The sequence below is a fragment of the Klebsiella sp. S69 genome, assembly GCF_016516145.1.
GTDB lineage: Bacteria > Pseudomonadota > Gammaproteobacteria > Enterobacterales > Enterobacteriaceae > Klebsiella > Klebsiella oxytoca.
Genome location: NZ_JACVUU010000025.1, coordinates 44,300 through 58,869, shown reverse-complemented (window position 1 = coordinate 58,869; position 14,570 = coordinate 44,300). Strand labels below are relative to the sequence as shown.

General features: G+C 47.5%; 17 protein-coding genes and 1 tRNA gene. 11 read left to right on the top strand and 7 right to left on the bottom strand.

Translation table 11 applies throughout. The features are described from left to right. The first annotated feature begins 38 nt into the window (after window positions 1-38). A tRNA-Gly gene (locus IAE27_RS22620) sits at window positions 39-112 on the top strand. A gap of 259 nt (window positions 113-371) precedes the next feature. Continuing rightward, entirely contained in the window at window positions 372-1,265 is an 894-nt protein-coding gene (locus tag IAE27_RS22615; protein WP_070556750.1) for a LysR family transcriptional regulator, read from the top strand. Window positions 1,266-1,289: 24 nt separating this feature from the next. Here IAE27_RS22615 and IAE27_RS22610 read toward each other — a convergent pair whose 3' ends face one another. Continuing rightward, window positions 1,290-2,279, bottom strand: coding sequence for an aldo/keto reductase (locus IAE27_RS22610; protein WP_070556748.1), 990 nt, complete (start codon window positions 2,277-2,279; stop codon window positions 1,290-1,292). Window positions 2,280-2,305: 26 nt separating this feature from the next. Continuing rightward, complete coding sequence (locus IAE27_RS22605; RefSeq protein ID WP_004105518.1) at window positions 2,306-3,157, bottom strand: aldo/keto reductase; 852 nt, start codon at window positions 3,155-3,157, stop codon at window positions 2,306-2,308. A 218-nt stretch (window positions 3,158-3,375) separates the two neighbouring features. On the opposite strand from IAE27_RS22605, the gene IAE27_RS22600 reads away from it, so the two are divergent. Continuing rightward, entirely contained in the window at window positions 3,376-4,029 is a 654-nt protein-coding gene (locus IAE27_RS22600; RefSeq protein WP_004105516.1) for a LysE family translocator, read from the top strand. A gap of 611 nt (window positions 4,030-4,640) precedes the next feature. Beyond that, on the top strand, window positions 4,641-5,606 hold the full coding sequence (locus IAE27_RS22595; RefSeq protein ID WP_004105514.1) for a sugar-binding transcriptional regulator: 966 nt from the start codon (window positions 4,641-4,643) through the stop codon (window positions 5,604-5,606). A gap of 30 nt (window positions 5,607-5,636) precedes the next feature. On the opposite strand, the gene hxlB (IAE27_RS22590) is transcribed toward IAE27_RS22595, so the two are convergent. From hxlB (IAE27_RS22590) to IAE27_RS22570, 5 genes are read right to left on the bottom strand one after another with little or no spacing between them, the layout of a single operon-like run. Further along, complete coding sequence (hxlB, locus tag IAE27_RS22590) at window positions 5,637-6,158, bottom strand: 6-phospho-3-hexuloisomerase (protein WP_154022708.1); 522 nt, start codon at window positions 6,156-6,158, stop codon at window positions 5,637-5,639. 55 nt (window positions 6,159-6,213) lie between these two features. After that, the gene (locus tag IAE27_RS22585) at window positions 6,214-6,672 is read right to left on the bottom strand and encodes a PTS sugar transporter subunit IIA (protein ID WP_004105511.1); all 459 of its coding nucleotides are present in this window, start codon (window positions 6,670-6,672) and stop codon (window positions 6,214-6,216) included. Window positions 6,673-6,679: 7 nt separating this feature from the next. After that, window positions 6,680-6,964 (bottom strand): PTS sugar transporter subunit IIB, encoded by a 285-nt coding sequence (locus IAE27_RS22580; protein WP_000723161.1) that lies wholly within the window; start codon window positions 6,962-6,964, stop codon window positions 6,680-6,682. Window positions 6,965-6,985: 21 nt separating this feature from the next. Then, complete coding sequence (locus IAE27_RS22575; RefSeq protein ID WP_004105509.1) at window positions 6,986-8,356, bottom strand: PTS galactitol transporter subunit IIC; 1,371 nt, start codon at window positions 8,354-8,356, stop codon at window positions 6,986-6,988. 3 nt (window positions 8,357-8,359) lie between these two features. Beyond that, the gene (locus IAE27_RS22570) at window positions 8,360-8,896 is read right to left on the bottom strand and encodes an RpiB/LacA/LacB family sugar-phosphate isomerase (protein WP_004105507.1); all 537 of its coding nucleotides are present in this window, start codon (window positions 8,894-8,896) and stop codon (window positions 8,360-8,362) included. 381 nt (window positions 8,897-9,277) lie between these two features. Here IAE27_RS22570 and IAE27_RS22565 point away from each other — a divergent pair, with 381 nt between their 5' ends. The 7 genes from IAE27_RS22565 to hxlB (IAE27_RS22535) all read left to right on the top strand — a co-directional run bounded on the left by IAE27_RS22565 (window position 9,278) and on the right by hxlB (IAE27_RS22535) (window position 14,550). Further along, entirely contained in the window at window positions 9,278-10,033 is a 756-nt protein-coding gene (locus IAE27_RS22565) for a DeoR/GlpR family DNA-binding transcription regulator (RefSeq protein ID WP_004105505.1), read from the top strand. A gap of 357 nt (window positions 10,034-10,390) precedes the next feature. After that, window positions 10,391-10,840 (top strand): PTS galactitol transporter subunit IIA, encoded by a 450-nt coding sequence (gatA, locus tag IAE27_RS22560; RefSeq protein ID WP_047720692.1) that lies wholly within the window; start codon window positions 10,391-10,393, stop codon window positions 10,838-10,840. A gap of 21 nt (window positions 10,841-10,861) precedes the next feature. Beyond that, complete coding sequence (locus tag IAE27_RS22555; RefSeq protein WP_004105500.1) at window positions 10,862-11,155, top strand: PTS sugar transporter subunit IIB; 294 nt, start codon at window positions 10,862-10,864, stop codon at window positions 11,153-11,155. A gap of 27 nt (window positions 11,156-11,182) precedes the next feature. Further along, entirely contained in the window at window positions 11,183-12,436 is a 1,254-nt protein-coding gene (locus IAE27_RS22550; RefSeq protein ID WP_070556744.1) for a PTS transporter subunit IIC, read from the top strand. A gap of 18 nt (window positions 12,437-12,454) precedes the next feature. Further along, window positions 12,455-13,099 carry a ribulose-phosphate 3-epimerase gene (rpe, locus tag IAE27_RS22545; protein ID WP_024274689.1) on the top strand — a complete coding sequence of 215 codons (645 nt, stop codon included), beginning with the start codon at window positions 12,455-12,457 and terminating at the stop codon, window positions 13,097-13,099. A gap of 122 nt (window positions 13,100-13,221) precedes the next feature. Next, window positions 13,222-13,974: an SDR family NAD(P)-dependent oxidoreductase gene (locus IAE27_RS22540; protein WP_108704569.1), complete on the top strand. Its 753-nt coding sequence runs from the start codon at window positions 13,222-13,224 to the stop codon at window positions 13,972-13,974. 15 nt (window positions 13,975-13,989) lie between these two features. Then, a complete protein-coding gene (gene hxlB / locus IAE27_RS22535; protein WP_070556740.1) occupies window positions 13,990-14,550 on the top strand; it encodes a 6-phospho-3-hexuloisomerase in 561 nt (186 codons plus the stop codon). Window positions 14,551-14,570: the final 20 nt, after the last annotated feature.

Sequence of the window (14,570 nt, the reverse complement as noted above, 5' to 3'; positions counted from 1 at the left end):
CGGGTGCGTAAGGTCTATAATGACCCTCGCACCTCCTCGCGGGCGTAGTTCAATGGTAGAACGAGAGCTTCCCAAGCTCTATACGAGGGTTCGATTCCCTTCGCCCGCTCCAGACTCAAGTCTCCTGAAGTCCACTCCACTCAACTCAATTTTCCCTTGATAAATCAGCAGTTATAGCATTCTATTAGTCTATTGAACTCAATTGTACTCCCCCAGGGTCAAGCTCAATGTGGGGGTATGGATGGGGTATAATTGTACCCCCTGCTGAGAGGTACCCCAATGATGCTGACTGCTCGTCAGGTTGAAACTGCTAAACCCAAAGAGAATCCCTGGAAACTGGCCGATAGCGTTGGTTTTTAAGGAAATTGCCGATGCTCAAAGAAAATTTCAACGAACTGCAAATCTTTCTTGTGGTGGCGAGGGAACGAAGTTTTACCAAAGCGGCGGGCAAACTGGGCGTTTCTCAGTCTGCTCTCAGCCACGCGATGAAGGCCCTGGAGGAAAGGCTGAATATCCGCCTTCTGACCCGCACGACCCGAAGCGTTGCCCCCACGGAAGCCGGTGAGAGAATTATTGCCTGCCTTGAACCGCGTATTGCCGATCTTGAGCAGGAGCTGGAATCGCTGGTTCAACTGAACGGCACCGCCTCCGGCAATATTCGTTTATCTGCCGGGGAGCATGCCGCGCGAAGTCTGGTATGGCCGAAGTTAAAACCCTTCCTCAGGGAATATCCGGAAATCAATCTCGAACTGGTGGTGGATAACGGCTTTGTCGATATTGTTGAGGGGCGTTTTGATGCCGGGATCCGCCTGGGCGAAAGCGTGGATAAGGATATGATTGCGGTAAGAATTGGCCCGGACATGAGAATGGCAGTGGTGGGAGCGCCGTCTTATTTCGCTGCAAATCCTGCACCTGAAACGCCGCACGAGCTACAAAATCACCGGTGTATCAATATGCGCCTGCCGACAGCCGGTGGTCTTTACCACTGGGAGTTTGAGAAGGATGGAAAACCGTTACGGGTCAGAGTAGAAGGGCAGGTCACGTTTAATCTGCAAGCGGAACGAATTGATGCGGCGTTATCCGGTTTTGGCATTGCCTGTATACCCGAAGACAGGGTGCAGGATTATATCAAGTCAGGAGAACTTATTCAGGTTCTGCAGGACTGGTGCCCGTCTTTCCCCGGATATTATCTTTACTACCCGAGCCGTAAGCAGCATCCGCCCGCTTTTGCGCTGATGATCGATGCACTTCGTTACCAGGAATAACGGGTCCGTAGACCCGTCCGGGTATTAACGGCCCACGCGAGCCTGATGTTCAGGGGAGTAACGTTCGCCGACGATTTTAATCGTTTCAAGCGCCTGGGTTATCTGCCGTGAGTCATCCTGAGAAAGGATGATGTCGGCGGCCCCCAGGTTTTCCTCCAGCCGGTGCAGTTTCGTGGTGCCAGGGATAGGCACAATCCACGGCTTTTGTGCCAGCAGCCACGCCAGCGCGATTTGTGCAGACGTCACACCTTTCTCTGCCGCCAGTTCACCCAGCAATGAGACCAGCTTTTCATTGGCTTCTATCGCCTGCCCGGCGAAACGCGGTACGGTACTGCGGTAATCATCCTTGCCAAAAGTGGTTCCTGGCTTAATCGATCCCGTCAGGAAGCCTTTGCCTAATGGGCTGAAGGGCACAAAACCAATACCCAGTTCCTCCAGCAACGGCAGGATCTCCTGCTCAGGCTCGCGCCACCACATTGAGTATTCGCTTTGCAGCGCGGTGACCGGTTGTACGGCATGTGCACGACGAATGGTTTGCGCACCCGCCTCGGACAGGCCGAAATGTTTAACTTTGCCTTCAGCGATCAGGTCTTTCACGGTTCCCGCAACATCTTCAATCGGGACATCCGGATCGACACGGTGTTGATACAGCAGATCAATGACATCAGTCTTTAGACGGCGTAATGATCCTTCCACAGCTTCTCGGATATGCTCCGGACGGCTGTTTAAAATCTGCTGCTTGTTGTCCGTACCGAAGGTAAAACCAAATTTGGTGGCGATGACCACGCGGTCACGAAACGGTTTTAGGGCTTCGCCGACCACCTCTTCATTAAGAAAGGGGCCATACACTTCAGCGGTATCGAAGAAGGTGACGCCACGTTCAACCGCTGCGCGAATGAGCTCGATAGCCTGATGAGTATCGGTCGCCGGGCCGTAGCCGTGGCTTAATCCCATGCAACCGAGCCCAAGCGCGGAGACTTCGAGTCGGGATTGACCCAGATAACGTTTTTGCATTGAATGAATACCTCTTTTATCGCGACTTAAACGTCCAGTTTGCGGCTGGCCAACCATTCAACTCTGGCAGGATCGCGGTGGGAGAAGAAAGCGCTGGTGGCGGTATCGATAGCGGTAATCTGCAGCATATCTTCAGCGCTGAGTTCAAAATCGAGAATGTTGATGTTCTCTGCCATACGTTCTTTTCGCACCGACTTCGCCAGTGAAACGATGCCTCGCTGGAAAATCCAACGCAGCACAACCTGGCCCACGCTTTTACCGTATTTCTGGCCAATCGCCGTTAACATGGGATGCTCAAACAGACCATTTTTTCCTTCTGCAAACGGAGCCCAGGCTTCTGGCTGAATGCCACGGCTTTGCATCCATGGCACGGCATGCAGCTGCTGGTTGAAGGGGTTAACTTCAACCTGGTTTACCGCCGGGGAAACGTTGTTGAAGGCGATAAGATCGGCCAGTCGGTCAGGATGGAAGTTGCTGACGCCAATGGCGCGAATTTTGCCTGCCTGCTGCAATTCTTCCATAGCACGCCATGCCCCATGGACATCGCCATAAGGCTGGTGAATCAGATACAGGTCGACGTAATCAAGTTGCAGCCGATTCAGGGAGCGTTCGAACTGGGCTTTAGCGCCTTCGTAATTCGTATCCTGCAGCCACAGTTTGGTCGTCACAAAGAGCTCGTTACGGGCGATACCGCTCTGTTTCAGCGCGTTCCCGACCTGGGTTTCATTCTGGTAAGACGCGGCGGTATCGATCAGGCGGTATCCCGTATCGATGGCATCAATAACGGCTCTTTCGCATTCAGCAGCATCCGTCATCTGGAAGACACCAAAGCCCAGCAGGGGCATTTCAATACCATTGTTCAGTTTTACAGTTGGCATGACGTTATCCTTCAGCTGTTGTGTTGGAAAAGCATAACGCAAAGTGATTTATTCGATTAGATGGGGTAATTAGCTAGGGCTTATTAGATGTGTTCATTAATTTTGTGAAGGGCAGGCGCTCAGCTGCGTGCCATGCGCGGACGCTGCAGAATATTGCGCTTTCGGCTCGAAGCTGACTGAGGTAACGTAGCAGAAATATTTATCCGGACTCAACCAAAATGCCTGCCATCGAAACGTTTATTACTTTCCTTTTCGCGCTGACGCTTCTGGAGATTTCTCCGGGGCCAGACATGATGCTGACTATCGCCAGAGGAGTCGGGCAGGGAAGACGTATCGCGCTGCTTACGGTTGTGGGCAATGTATTTGTAGCAGGATTTGTGCAAGTTTCTTTTCTTGTTCTGGGGCTGGTAACCGTTGTACATGCCTGGCCGGTTGCGCTGGATCTGCTAAGGTGGGTTGGTGCGGCTTATCTGATGTGGCTGGGCATAAAAATGATTGCGACTTCAGGTACTGATACGCGGCTGCGAAAAACGGCAAAAATTTCTGACTGGAATGCCGTAAAGGAAGGCGCTCTGAACAGCCTGACTAATCCAAAATCCCTGCTGTTCATGTTTGCTTTTCTTCCTCAGTTTGTCGATCCCACCGCGGGTCCTGTCTGGCTGCAATTGCTTGTTCTGGGCAGTATCCAAAAGCTGGCAGGAATTGTTTCCCTGGGCTCAGTCGCGATGGCATCGGGAACATTTGGAAACTGGCTGGGTAAACACCCAGGCTTTATCAAATGGCAGGAACGATTTACAGGAGTTGTCATGATAGGCCTCGGTATCCGCATGTTGTTTAGTGGGTCTGGCGTAGTATCGAAATCTGCCAGTTAAGTTTTACCGCAACGGTTAACCCAGTGAACTCACAGCACAACGCAGACATTCACGCTCATTAGCTTTGCGCCAACATGAGACAATTTTAATTTTGATGAAGCTGACGTTTATATTGAGCCTCCGTCCGATCCTGATTACCCGTCCTGTCGTTGTGATAATCCCCAAGGAACCAACCTATACCCTCCTTCTACAGCTGTTATAGAGTTCCTTCCTGACGCTCAGAAAGGGGGCTTACGCTCAGAAAGACGGAGAGAAAGTTATTGATGATGCAGGCCAAAGAGTGAATTAAGCATCACGAGGCGAATATCCCCCAGTTTAATTGACGACCAAAAACAATGGCTGATTTATACGAAATGAACTCTCCCAACACGAACTGGCATGAGCAAAAACTTGCAATAAAAACGCTTTGGGCAGCCATGTTACATTGTTTGCGCTGAGTCTTTTTCGTGATCCTATTCGTACTTTGGCGGGGCGCTTTACATCACAAAATTCAAAATCCACTCCTGTACAGGTATCTGATGAGCGAGTAAAAGTGTACTCTTTTGAGTATTGCATCTGAGCGTGTCGCTCGAATGACTTATGATGCCTCTTGTTATATATGGATAACCGCTATGCCAAAAGAGAACAAAAATCCGAAGCTACGTAACTACGATCCTCGTTTTATCTACTCTCTTGTTGTTAAGCGTTACTTCTCTGAAATGAAGACAAAAATAGAAATTGCTGAGGAGCTCGGTCTGTCTCGCTTCAAAGTTGCACGCCTGATTGATGAAGCCATTGCGCAAGAGTATGTAAAATTTACTTTTCCTAAACAGCAGGCTCTGGACGAGGAAATAGCGCAAAATTTGTGTAAAAAATACGGATTGCAGGATGCCGTTGTGCTCTCTGTTTCTGAATCCTGGTCTTCGCAGGAACAATTAAACGTCAAACTGGGAGGGATAACGGCGACCTACTTGAGTGAAATTCTCAAAGAGGGAATGAAGTTTGGTCTCGCCTGGGGGCGCGTACTCTCAAGTACGGTGAGTCAACTGACGACATTACCTGTTCTGGATGTGGTTCAGCTTTCTGGCGTTCATCCAGGCATTGAATTTAGTCAGGGGCCCATTGATTTGATTCACAAAGTTGCTGCTATTTCCCACGGAAGAGCGCACCCAATGTATGTCCCTATGTGGGTGGATGACGAAAGTTTAGCCCAGAAACTCGCAGACGATCAGGCTGTTCAGGATACGCAAAAGTTTTACTCAAGTATGGATGTCGTTATTACGGGCATTGGGGCCTGGAAAACCGGTTCTTCCAGTCTGTGCGATATATTCCCTGAAGCATGGCGTGAGACTTTAATGAGCCAGGACATTACCGCTGATGTATGCGTAACCCTGGTAAATAGTAAAGGGGAAATACTCGATAGCCCGCTAAACCGCCTGGGGTTCGGCATTACGACAGAACAATTGCGGGCCACAAAGAAACTGATTGGGGTTGCTGGAGGGGACGAAAAATATGAAGGCATTGTTGCCTCTCTCAAATCAGGCCTTCTGAATGTGCTGATCACTGATTTTGATACGGCTATCAAACTGCTGGATTAATAGCCGCTAGCGCTTTACGCCACGCCAGTATTATTCAATATCGGCGTGGCGTTCCTTCATCGTCTGGCTTGTTTCATTAAGATTGGCCATTAATGACTGCACAATAGTGTCATAGGTCAGTAGGGAAGCCTGTTCGAACAGAGAACCCATCGGTTGGGCGCTGTGACCTGCCGGGATAGTGAGTATGTAATCTGCCAGAGTTGCCAAAGTTGAATCTGGTGCGGTAGTGATGAGAGCGATATACACGCCATTATTCTTTGCTATTTTCACCTGGTTGATCAGGCGTTGGGTCTCTCCGGAGCCTGAACCAACGATCATCAAGTCGTTTTTGCGAGAATGTGGAGAGCTAATTTCTCCTACCACGCTGACGGACAGACCAAGGTGCATCAGTCGGTTAGCAAAAGCATTTATCATTTGCCCTGAGCGACCAGCACCGGCAAGAAATACATGTCCGGCAGTGATAATAGAATCAACCAGTGTGTTAAATTTTTGCTCATCGATTTTATCCACAAGCGAAGATAACTCGTTTAAAACGAGGGCGTACTTTTTCATGATGGTCATTCTTTTATTGAAAAAAGGCAGATAGGGGATATCTGCCTTTTGTTTATCAGGATGCTACAAGCATCTCTTCAACATATTTCCCGACTTCGTGCGTTTTAAGGTTACGGCACGACTCGATGAACGAAATATCCTGGAAGAGCGTAAAGAGGCGGCGCAGCACAGACATATGCTGATCGCTGGTGGCGAATGCGAGATTAAACATAATGCCGCATTCCACGGTGAGGTCAGCATCTTCCATCTGACCAAACACGACTCCTTTATCAAAACGCACGATGCTTATGCTGTTGGTTTTTACCAGCGTATAGTCTGCATGCGGGATGGCAATGCCCTGACCGTTCGCCATCAATAAACCAGTTGGATAAGTCTTCTCACGCTCCAGGCAGGCCTGAATATATTCGGGAGTGATATAGCCTTTTTCCAACAGCTTCTGGCCGGCAAACTCAATTGCTGCATGCCAGTCAGCGATCGTACCCTCGACGTCATTTACCAGAATCTCAAGTTTCATTATTCACCTACTTAAGCATTTCTTCTTTAACAGCATCAAAAATTTCATCTTCGCCCAGGCCCGTTAACAGGCCTGCACCCACAATCACACGAGTGGTGATCCCTGGGTTATCCAGCTTGGTTGAAGAAACAATCAGGTCATAGCTGTTAAACGTGTCCGTGGTGCAGGCCATTAAAGAGGATTTATCGACCTGCGCTTCGATATTCTGTTCTTTCAGGTAGTCCTGTAGGACAGAAACCATAATGGAAGAGGAGGCAATACCGTTCCCACATACAACTAAAATCTTTTTCATTTTCAATTACCTTATGAAGTTTTAAGCCGTTTTTTCTGCCTCAGTTTTTAACTGACGGCGCGCTTTCTGTTTGAGTAAATAGCCTACGGACAGTAGCAACACAGCGGCGAGAGCATAACCTGCGATGCCAACATGGCTGAGTCCAGCAAAGAGACCGGTGAACGGGTTAGCTGAAGGGTTTAGCGATGAGTACATTACGCTGGCATCAGGATTAGTACCGAATTTCTGGAACACTTCATTTGTTGCTGGAGCCATCCAGGATGCGATGTATAAGCCGCCGCCAAACAGGATGATGGAAGTCACCCAGGTACGAATAATGTTGCCATTAAAAACCGGCACCATGCACGCAATAAAGAATACGAACTGCGAGAGGTCCCCCAGCGGCATCACTCGGTTGCCGGGAAGGACAACGGCGAGGATAACAATGACCGGGATCAGCAGCAGTGCAGGCGCGATAACTGAAGGATGACCAACAATCAGCGCGGTATCCATCCCGACAGTGATCTCACGGTCCGGGAAACGTTTAACCAGCTTCTTACGTGCTACGTTGGACAGCGGAACCAGACCTTCCATCATGATGGAGGTCATGCGCGGCAGCAGGAGCATCACGGCGGCAAGGTACATACCCAGTTGCAGGCTGGCAATAATGGTGTGATACGGCGATTCCCAACCATAACCACAGAAGCCAAGAAGAATACCAATAATGAAACCAACCATGGTCGGATCGCCAAGGATACCAAATCGTTTCTGAATACTTTCCGCCGTAACGTTCAGATTACGGAACCCAGGGATGCGATCGTAAATCCAGTTAAACGGATAAGCGAACAGCAAATAGGTGTTTGCAACCGGGTGGGAGATGGCAACGCCTTTTGGCAGGTTGAAGAATTTTTCGTTGTTTTTGGCACCCAGGTCAGCCGCAATAAGTGCCCAGACATGGAACAATGCAGCAGTAAGAACACCGTAGAGGAAGCTGCCGGAGTAAGCGCCAACAATTGCCCCCATAGAGGCATTCTGATGAAGGTTAAACACGTCAACGTTTACGCAGTCCGTGAGACGCGCCACCAGCATGGCAATATTCACCGCGACGCACAGAGGGATAATAATTGCCCCCATACTTGAGCCAAAACCCATTACGGCTGTGGCTGCGCCGCCAACATCAATGGCGCTCAGCGAGGAGCCGGTGGCCTCAGCAAGCCCCGTCACCGCTGGCTGCATTTTTTCAAGCATCAGCTTGATGGTCATGGTTAATGCGATAAAACCAATGCCGACTTTAATGGCTGATGAAATACACTCCGACAGGGGACGCCCCAAAAGTTTCATCAGTATAAGGAAGATGACCGGTATAAAAATAAAGTTACCCAGGTCATTGATAAACTGTGTGATCAGTTCCATTTATTAGCCCTCAGATTTCTCATCATCTGGTCTGAAACCCATATTCCATCGAACATCTTCAGGTTTCGTCAGCAATGCGTTGTCACTGCGTTCTGCTTCCAGTAGATTCTTTTTGGAATTTTCCCTTGCAGTGGCAAAGTCGAACGCGTTGTCATACCAGGCATCAACGATCATTTTTGTGTATTCAAGATCATTAACTCTGCAGCCAAGTCCAATCACCTGCGCATTGTTACTGAGTCTTGCTCGCTTGGCCGAGTAAGGATTAGTGACGGCGACAGCACGAATCCCCCAGTGCTTATTTATCTGGCAAGTAAAGCCAATACCGGTTCCGCAAATGTAGATACCGAGGCGGCATTCGTCCCGCTGAATAACACCTGCCATTTCATCCGCAAGACGAGCGAAGTTGTTGAAACCATCTTCTTTTCGTTTAACGGGATCGTACACGACCTCGGCATTTTTCTCTTCTTCAAGGTACTTTTTAATCTCCTCCTTACGATCAAATCCCACATCATCACATGCGATTGCAATTTTCGTTTTCATCTTATCCAACCTGTCATAAAGAACTTAAGCCAAGTATGGGGTTGGTAAATGTTGGTTTTCAACTGAGATCAATGTCACAAAATTAGTATGTCGTTGATTTTAAAGATATTAAAAACCAACAAAAACAAATAAAAGCTAATTCATGCCAATTTTTTAATGATGGAAAGAGGAGAGAGTATTAGTAAACTGAAGTGGATAATCTGTATTATATGTATTTAATATATTGATTATTAATGAATTATTACTATTTGGCCTTTGTTCTTATAGTTGAGCGTTACCAGGGACGTACTCTTCTGACTTCTCTTTGGGTTTGTTTTAGTTTGCATCTTCTGTGCTATGATTCGCTTCATTGCAATATGAAGAATGTTGATAGGGGGAAGGATGTACCTGGTTGAAGAGAGGAGAAAATTGATCCTGGAAGAGATTATCTCGGCTGGTACCGTTTACGTTAGTGACCTTGCGAAAAAGTACGAGGTCACTTATGAAACTATCCGCAAAGATCTCACTCATCTGGAAAAAAAAGGACTGTTGGTTAAAAGCCATGGAGGGGCAACCTTAAAGCAGGGGGCTGTCGAACATCCTTTCCAGGTCAGGGAAAAAGAAAATAGTACCTTCAAACAAGCTATCGCCAGAAAAGCGCTGGACTTTATCCCCCCCAACAGCTCAATGATCATTGGCACTGGGAGTTCTAACTATGAACTGGCTAATCTGTTGTGCATGAAATCTGGCTTTAAAATTTTTACCGATTCTTTGCCGGTGGCCAGTGTGCTGATCGAATCTGATAACCAGGTCTTTTTGTTCGGCGGAGAACTGAGGAAGAAAAGCTCTTCTGTCTTTGGCGGGTGGGCTGTGTCAATGATTAATGATATTAACGTTGATCTCTGCTTTATCGGTACCGATGGCTTCAACAATATGACAGGTCCCTCCACGCCGTCCTCCTCGGATGCCTTTCTGGATCGAACGATCATTGCCCATTCCGAGAAGAAATATATCCTGGGCGATTACACTAAGTTCCAGCGAAGCAGCTTATTTAAGATCTGCGACTGGTCTGAGATTACCGCGCTGATCACTAATGATATTGCGGATAAAGACGGTATTGCCGAAGTTTCGAAATATACAACAGTGGTAACTTGTTGATTTTAAAATCAATAATTTCAATAACGGTACTTCTCATGTGCCGTTGTCCTGTAGAAACAATTGCAATCAAAACACTCCGCTCATAAGAGCGTTTGAAGTATTGCCATTGTAAAAGTCCCCAGAATAAGCCAATTTAATTCAATTTATTAAAAATCAATAAGTTAATCATTCGTGGCGCATTACTTAATCGTCAGTTTTGCTCATATGAGTATTTTTCGTAATGCGCTTATGTGATTTTGTGTGATCAAGATATAACTTTTGCAAGCTTCCCATTTCAGCAAATCACTGATGTGCTATAACTGCTCATGTGATTACATAGATGCTCACATGAGCATCTAACGGAATGAGGAGAAGCCAGTGGGCACAATTTCTATCAATGTCGCGGATGGTGCGGCATACAAAAATTATGATGAAGTGCTGGAGCATATTCACCAGAAACATCTGGCTGATGGGATAGTAAGAGACACTTACCTCCAGGCGCTGCGTGAACGTGAAGCCGACTACCCAACCGGAATTTTACTTGATGGCTATGCTGTCGCTATCCCACATTGCGATAGCCAGCATGCCGTCAGCCCGGCGATTTACATCATCCGTTTGCCACAGGAAATTGAAGTTAATCAGGCAGATGGTGACGAGAAATTGTGGGTTCGCCTGGTTGTTAACCTGGTTGTTACTCAACCAGCAGATCAATTGCAGTTGTTGAAGGCGTTGTTTAACCATCTTCAGCTAGCTGATTTTTACCACCAGATGCTGGAACTTCCTGCTGAAGAAGCAAGAGCATTGTTTATTAACACGATAATTAAATAACAATTACCCGGAGATTTTACCATGATTACTATCCTCGTAGCCTGCGGAAGCGGTGTAGCAACCTCCACACTTGCCGCTGATGAAGTTAAATCGGTTTGTGCTGAATACGGCATTGCCAACGTAAAAATTAATAAATGTAGTATGTCCGAACTGGCCTCCGAAATGCAAAGTGCTGATGTGGTTCTGACAACGAATAATTATAAAGGTGATATTGGTAAGCCGCACATGAGCGTCGCAGGTTTTATTACCGGTATTAACGAAGCCGCGCTGCGTAAAAAATTAGGTGAACTGTTAAGCGAAATTTCCAAAGGCTAAAGTCTAAAAAAGACGGGGGATGGTTAAATGGAAATGTTAAAAAACATCATGTTTACTATTACAAGCATGGGCGCTACAGCAATATTGCCGCTTGTTATTTTCCTTTTAGGTCTGGTTTTTCGAATGAAAGTTGGTGCTGCCATTAAATCTGGCATCACCGTAGGTATCGGTTTCATCGGCCTGGGACTGGTTGTTGGGCTGCTAAACACAGCCCTGCAGCCAGCAATTGCGTATTACTCAAAAATTGGCAGCGGGTTCACCGTGGCTGATATTGGATGGCCTGCCGTTGGCGCAGCTGCGTGGGTTGCACCGTTTGCGGCAATGGTTATCCCAATTGGTATCATTCTGAACCTGATCCTGGTTCGCCTGAAACTGACCAAAACGCTGAACGTTGACATCTGGAACTATATGCATTTCCTGGTTCCTGGTGCTCTTGCGTACTTCGTCTTTGACAGCTTTTTCCTCGGGTTGGGTGTTGCCGTGGCTCTGAGCGTAGCCGCACTGTTTATTGGCGATCTTATTGCGCCAAGATGGCAGAAATACTACGGCCTGGAGGGAACGACCTGTACCACAATGATCCACATCGGATGGACACTTCCATTTGCATGGGTGGTTAACAAAATTATCGATTTCATTCCGGGTTTAAACAAGCTGGATGTGGATTTAGAGAGCGTTCAGAAGCGACTGGGTGTATTCGGTGAACCCGCCATCATCGGCGTGATCGTCGGTTGTCTCCTGGGATTGTTAACCAAACAACCCATTACAACCATCGTGCCAATGGCGATGGGCGTGGCAGGCGTCATGGTGCTGTTGCCAAAAGTGGTTGGGGTCCTTATGGAAGGGCTTAACCCGATAGGTAAGAGTGCTAAAGAAATCATGCAAAAGCAGATGGGTAAAGATGCTGAACTGAATATCGGGATGGACTGCGCCCTGGCGCTTGGCGATCCAGCAACGGTGACTGTCACCGTTATTACTATCCCTCTGACGATGCTTTGCGCGCTGGTTTTACCGGGTATTCAGATATTCCCAATCGGCGTGCTGATGTCAATCATCTACATGACGACCATGACGGTTATGGTCAGTAACGGCAACGTTATTCGATCGATTATCTCAACCTTACTGTTCTGTGTGGTGGTTATGTACCTGGGGGGATATGTCGCGCCCGGTGCAACTCAGTTCCTCAACGGTGCTGGCGTCGGCCTGAATGGCCAGGGCACGGACTTCGTATTAACCGGCCCATGGGAACTTCTGACCTACTGGTTGAGCACAGTTACTCATTAATTTACGGAGTTGACTAAAATGGCACAAATTTTACCATCAGTATTTGGTGCAAACATATTACGTTTGCAGGAAGAGATTCAGTTTCTGGAAACAGAAAAAACAGAAATTCTGCATGTTGATTTAATGGATGGTACTTATGTAAGTAATATCGCATTCGGTCCGAACCAAATCGCGGCAATGAAAAAAGCCAGCTCAATGACATTTGACGTGCATATGATGCTGGCAAACCCGGAAAGACATATTGATGATGTTATTAAAACCGGTGCGGAAATGATCTCGGTTCATTATGAATCAACGCCGCACGTGCATTATATTATCCAGAAGATCAAGAAAGCCGGGCGCAAAGCTGGCGTAGTGCTTAATCCGGGGACGCCAGAAAACGTAATTGAGTATCTTCTGGATGATATTGATTACATTTTAATTATGACCATCAATCCAGGTCAGCCAGGCCAGACTTTTATTGAAAAAAGTCTGGAGAAAATCAGGAATACTAAAAAAATGGTTGCCGGTCGTAATATTCAGATCGAGGTCGATGGCGGCGTCAACGTTGAAATAGCGAAAAAGGTAAAGGATGCGGGTGCTGATTTAATTGTCGTTGGTGGTGCGCTATTTAACGGTTCTCCGAAAGAAAGCTATCAGGCATTAAGGGCAGCGATCCAATAACAGTTTGCTACCAAATAAACCCAGTAACCCTACAAGCTATTATTAGCATTAATTAAATTACCAATTACCTGAAAGGGGAGTTGTCCTCCCCTTTGTCATGAGATTTTGAGGAGTATAGTGAAATGAGTAATTTTGAAGGTAAAGTCGCGCTAGTAACCGGTGGGGCACATGGCATCGGTAAAGGTATTGCTAAGCAATTCGCTGACCGTGGGGCTCATACTGTTATTGTCGATTACAACGAAGAAAATGGTAAAAAGACGGCCGAAGAGTTAACTTTCGCTAATGTTAAATCCTTATTCGTTAAAACCGATGTATCCGATCCGAAAGCTCTGGAAAACGTTCGCGAGCAGGTTTTTCAAACCTTTGGACGCATTGATATTCTGGTATTAAACGCAGGCGTGGCGTTTGCTAATAAGGTCAATAACATCACTTTTGAAGAGTGGAATAAAACAATCGCCATTAACCTTACCGGACTGTTCAATACCGTCAAGGCGTTCTACGACGACTTCACCACTAATCATGGATCTATCGTTTATATTTCATCCGGCTCTGCGCTTTCCGGCACCGGCGGCGGTGTGAGTTACCCGGCCAGTAAAGCTGGCGGTGAGGGATTGATTCGCGGCCTGGCAAAAGAATTAGGGCCGAAGGGGGTCAACGTTAATGCTATCGCTCCACGTCTGATTGATACCGGTGAAATGATGCGTGTCAATTACCCAACTCAGGCCGATCTTGATGCTGTTCTGGAAAAAATTCCGGTGCGCCGTCTTGGTACTATTGACGATGTGGCAAACCTGGCAATCTTTTTGGCTGATAAAGACAACTCGTACATCCAGGGGCAAACCATTCTGATGGATGGTGGTCGTACCATCGCTTAAAAGGGAGAGAATCACATGAGCGTTCAACAAAACACTTTAAATATCCTGAGCGAATTGCAGCAAAATGCGATGAAGATTGATGATGCCCAGGCTGCGCAATTCGTCGCACAGATTAAGAATGCTAAACATATCTTTCTGCAGGGCGCGGGCCGTAGCGGCATCGCCATCCGCGGCTTTGCAAACCGTCTGCTCCACCTCGGTTTTTCAGTAAGCGTTGTCGGCGAAATTTCTTCTCCTCATACGAAGCCGGGCGATCTGGTCATTATTGGTTCCGGCAGCGGTGAGACCGGCAGTCTGGTGAGCCTGGCGCAGAAGGCCGTAGCCTGTGGCGTGGATGTGGCGCTTGTCACAATGAAAGCGGAGTCCACAATCGGCAAACTGGCCAAAAGCACTCTTGTGTTGCCTGGAACCGTGAAAGAAGACAACCTGCGTGAAGACGGTGCTTTTTCACAGCCTATGGGATCGGCTTTTGAGCAGCTCTGCTTTATCGCCTATGACGCAATCGTGCTTGAGCTGATGGCCCAGCTCGGCGAAACCAGCGAAACGATGTTTAAGAGACACGCTGACCTTGAGTAATCGGCAGAAAACGTCCCTTG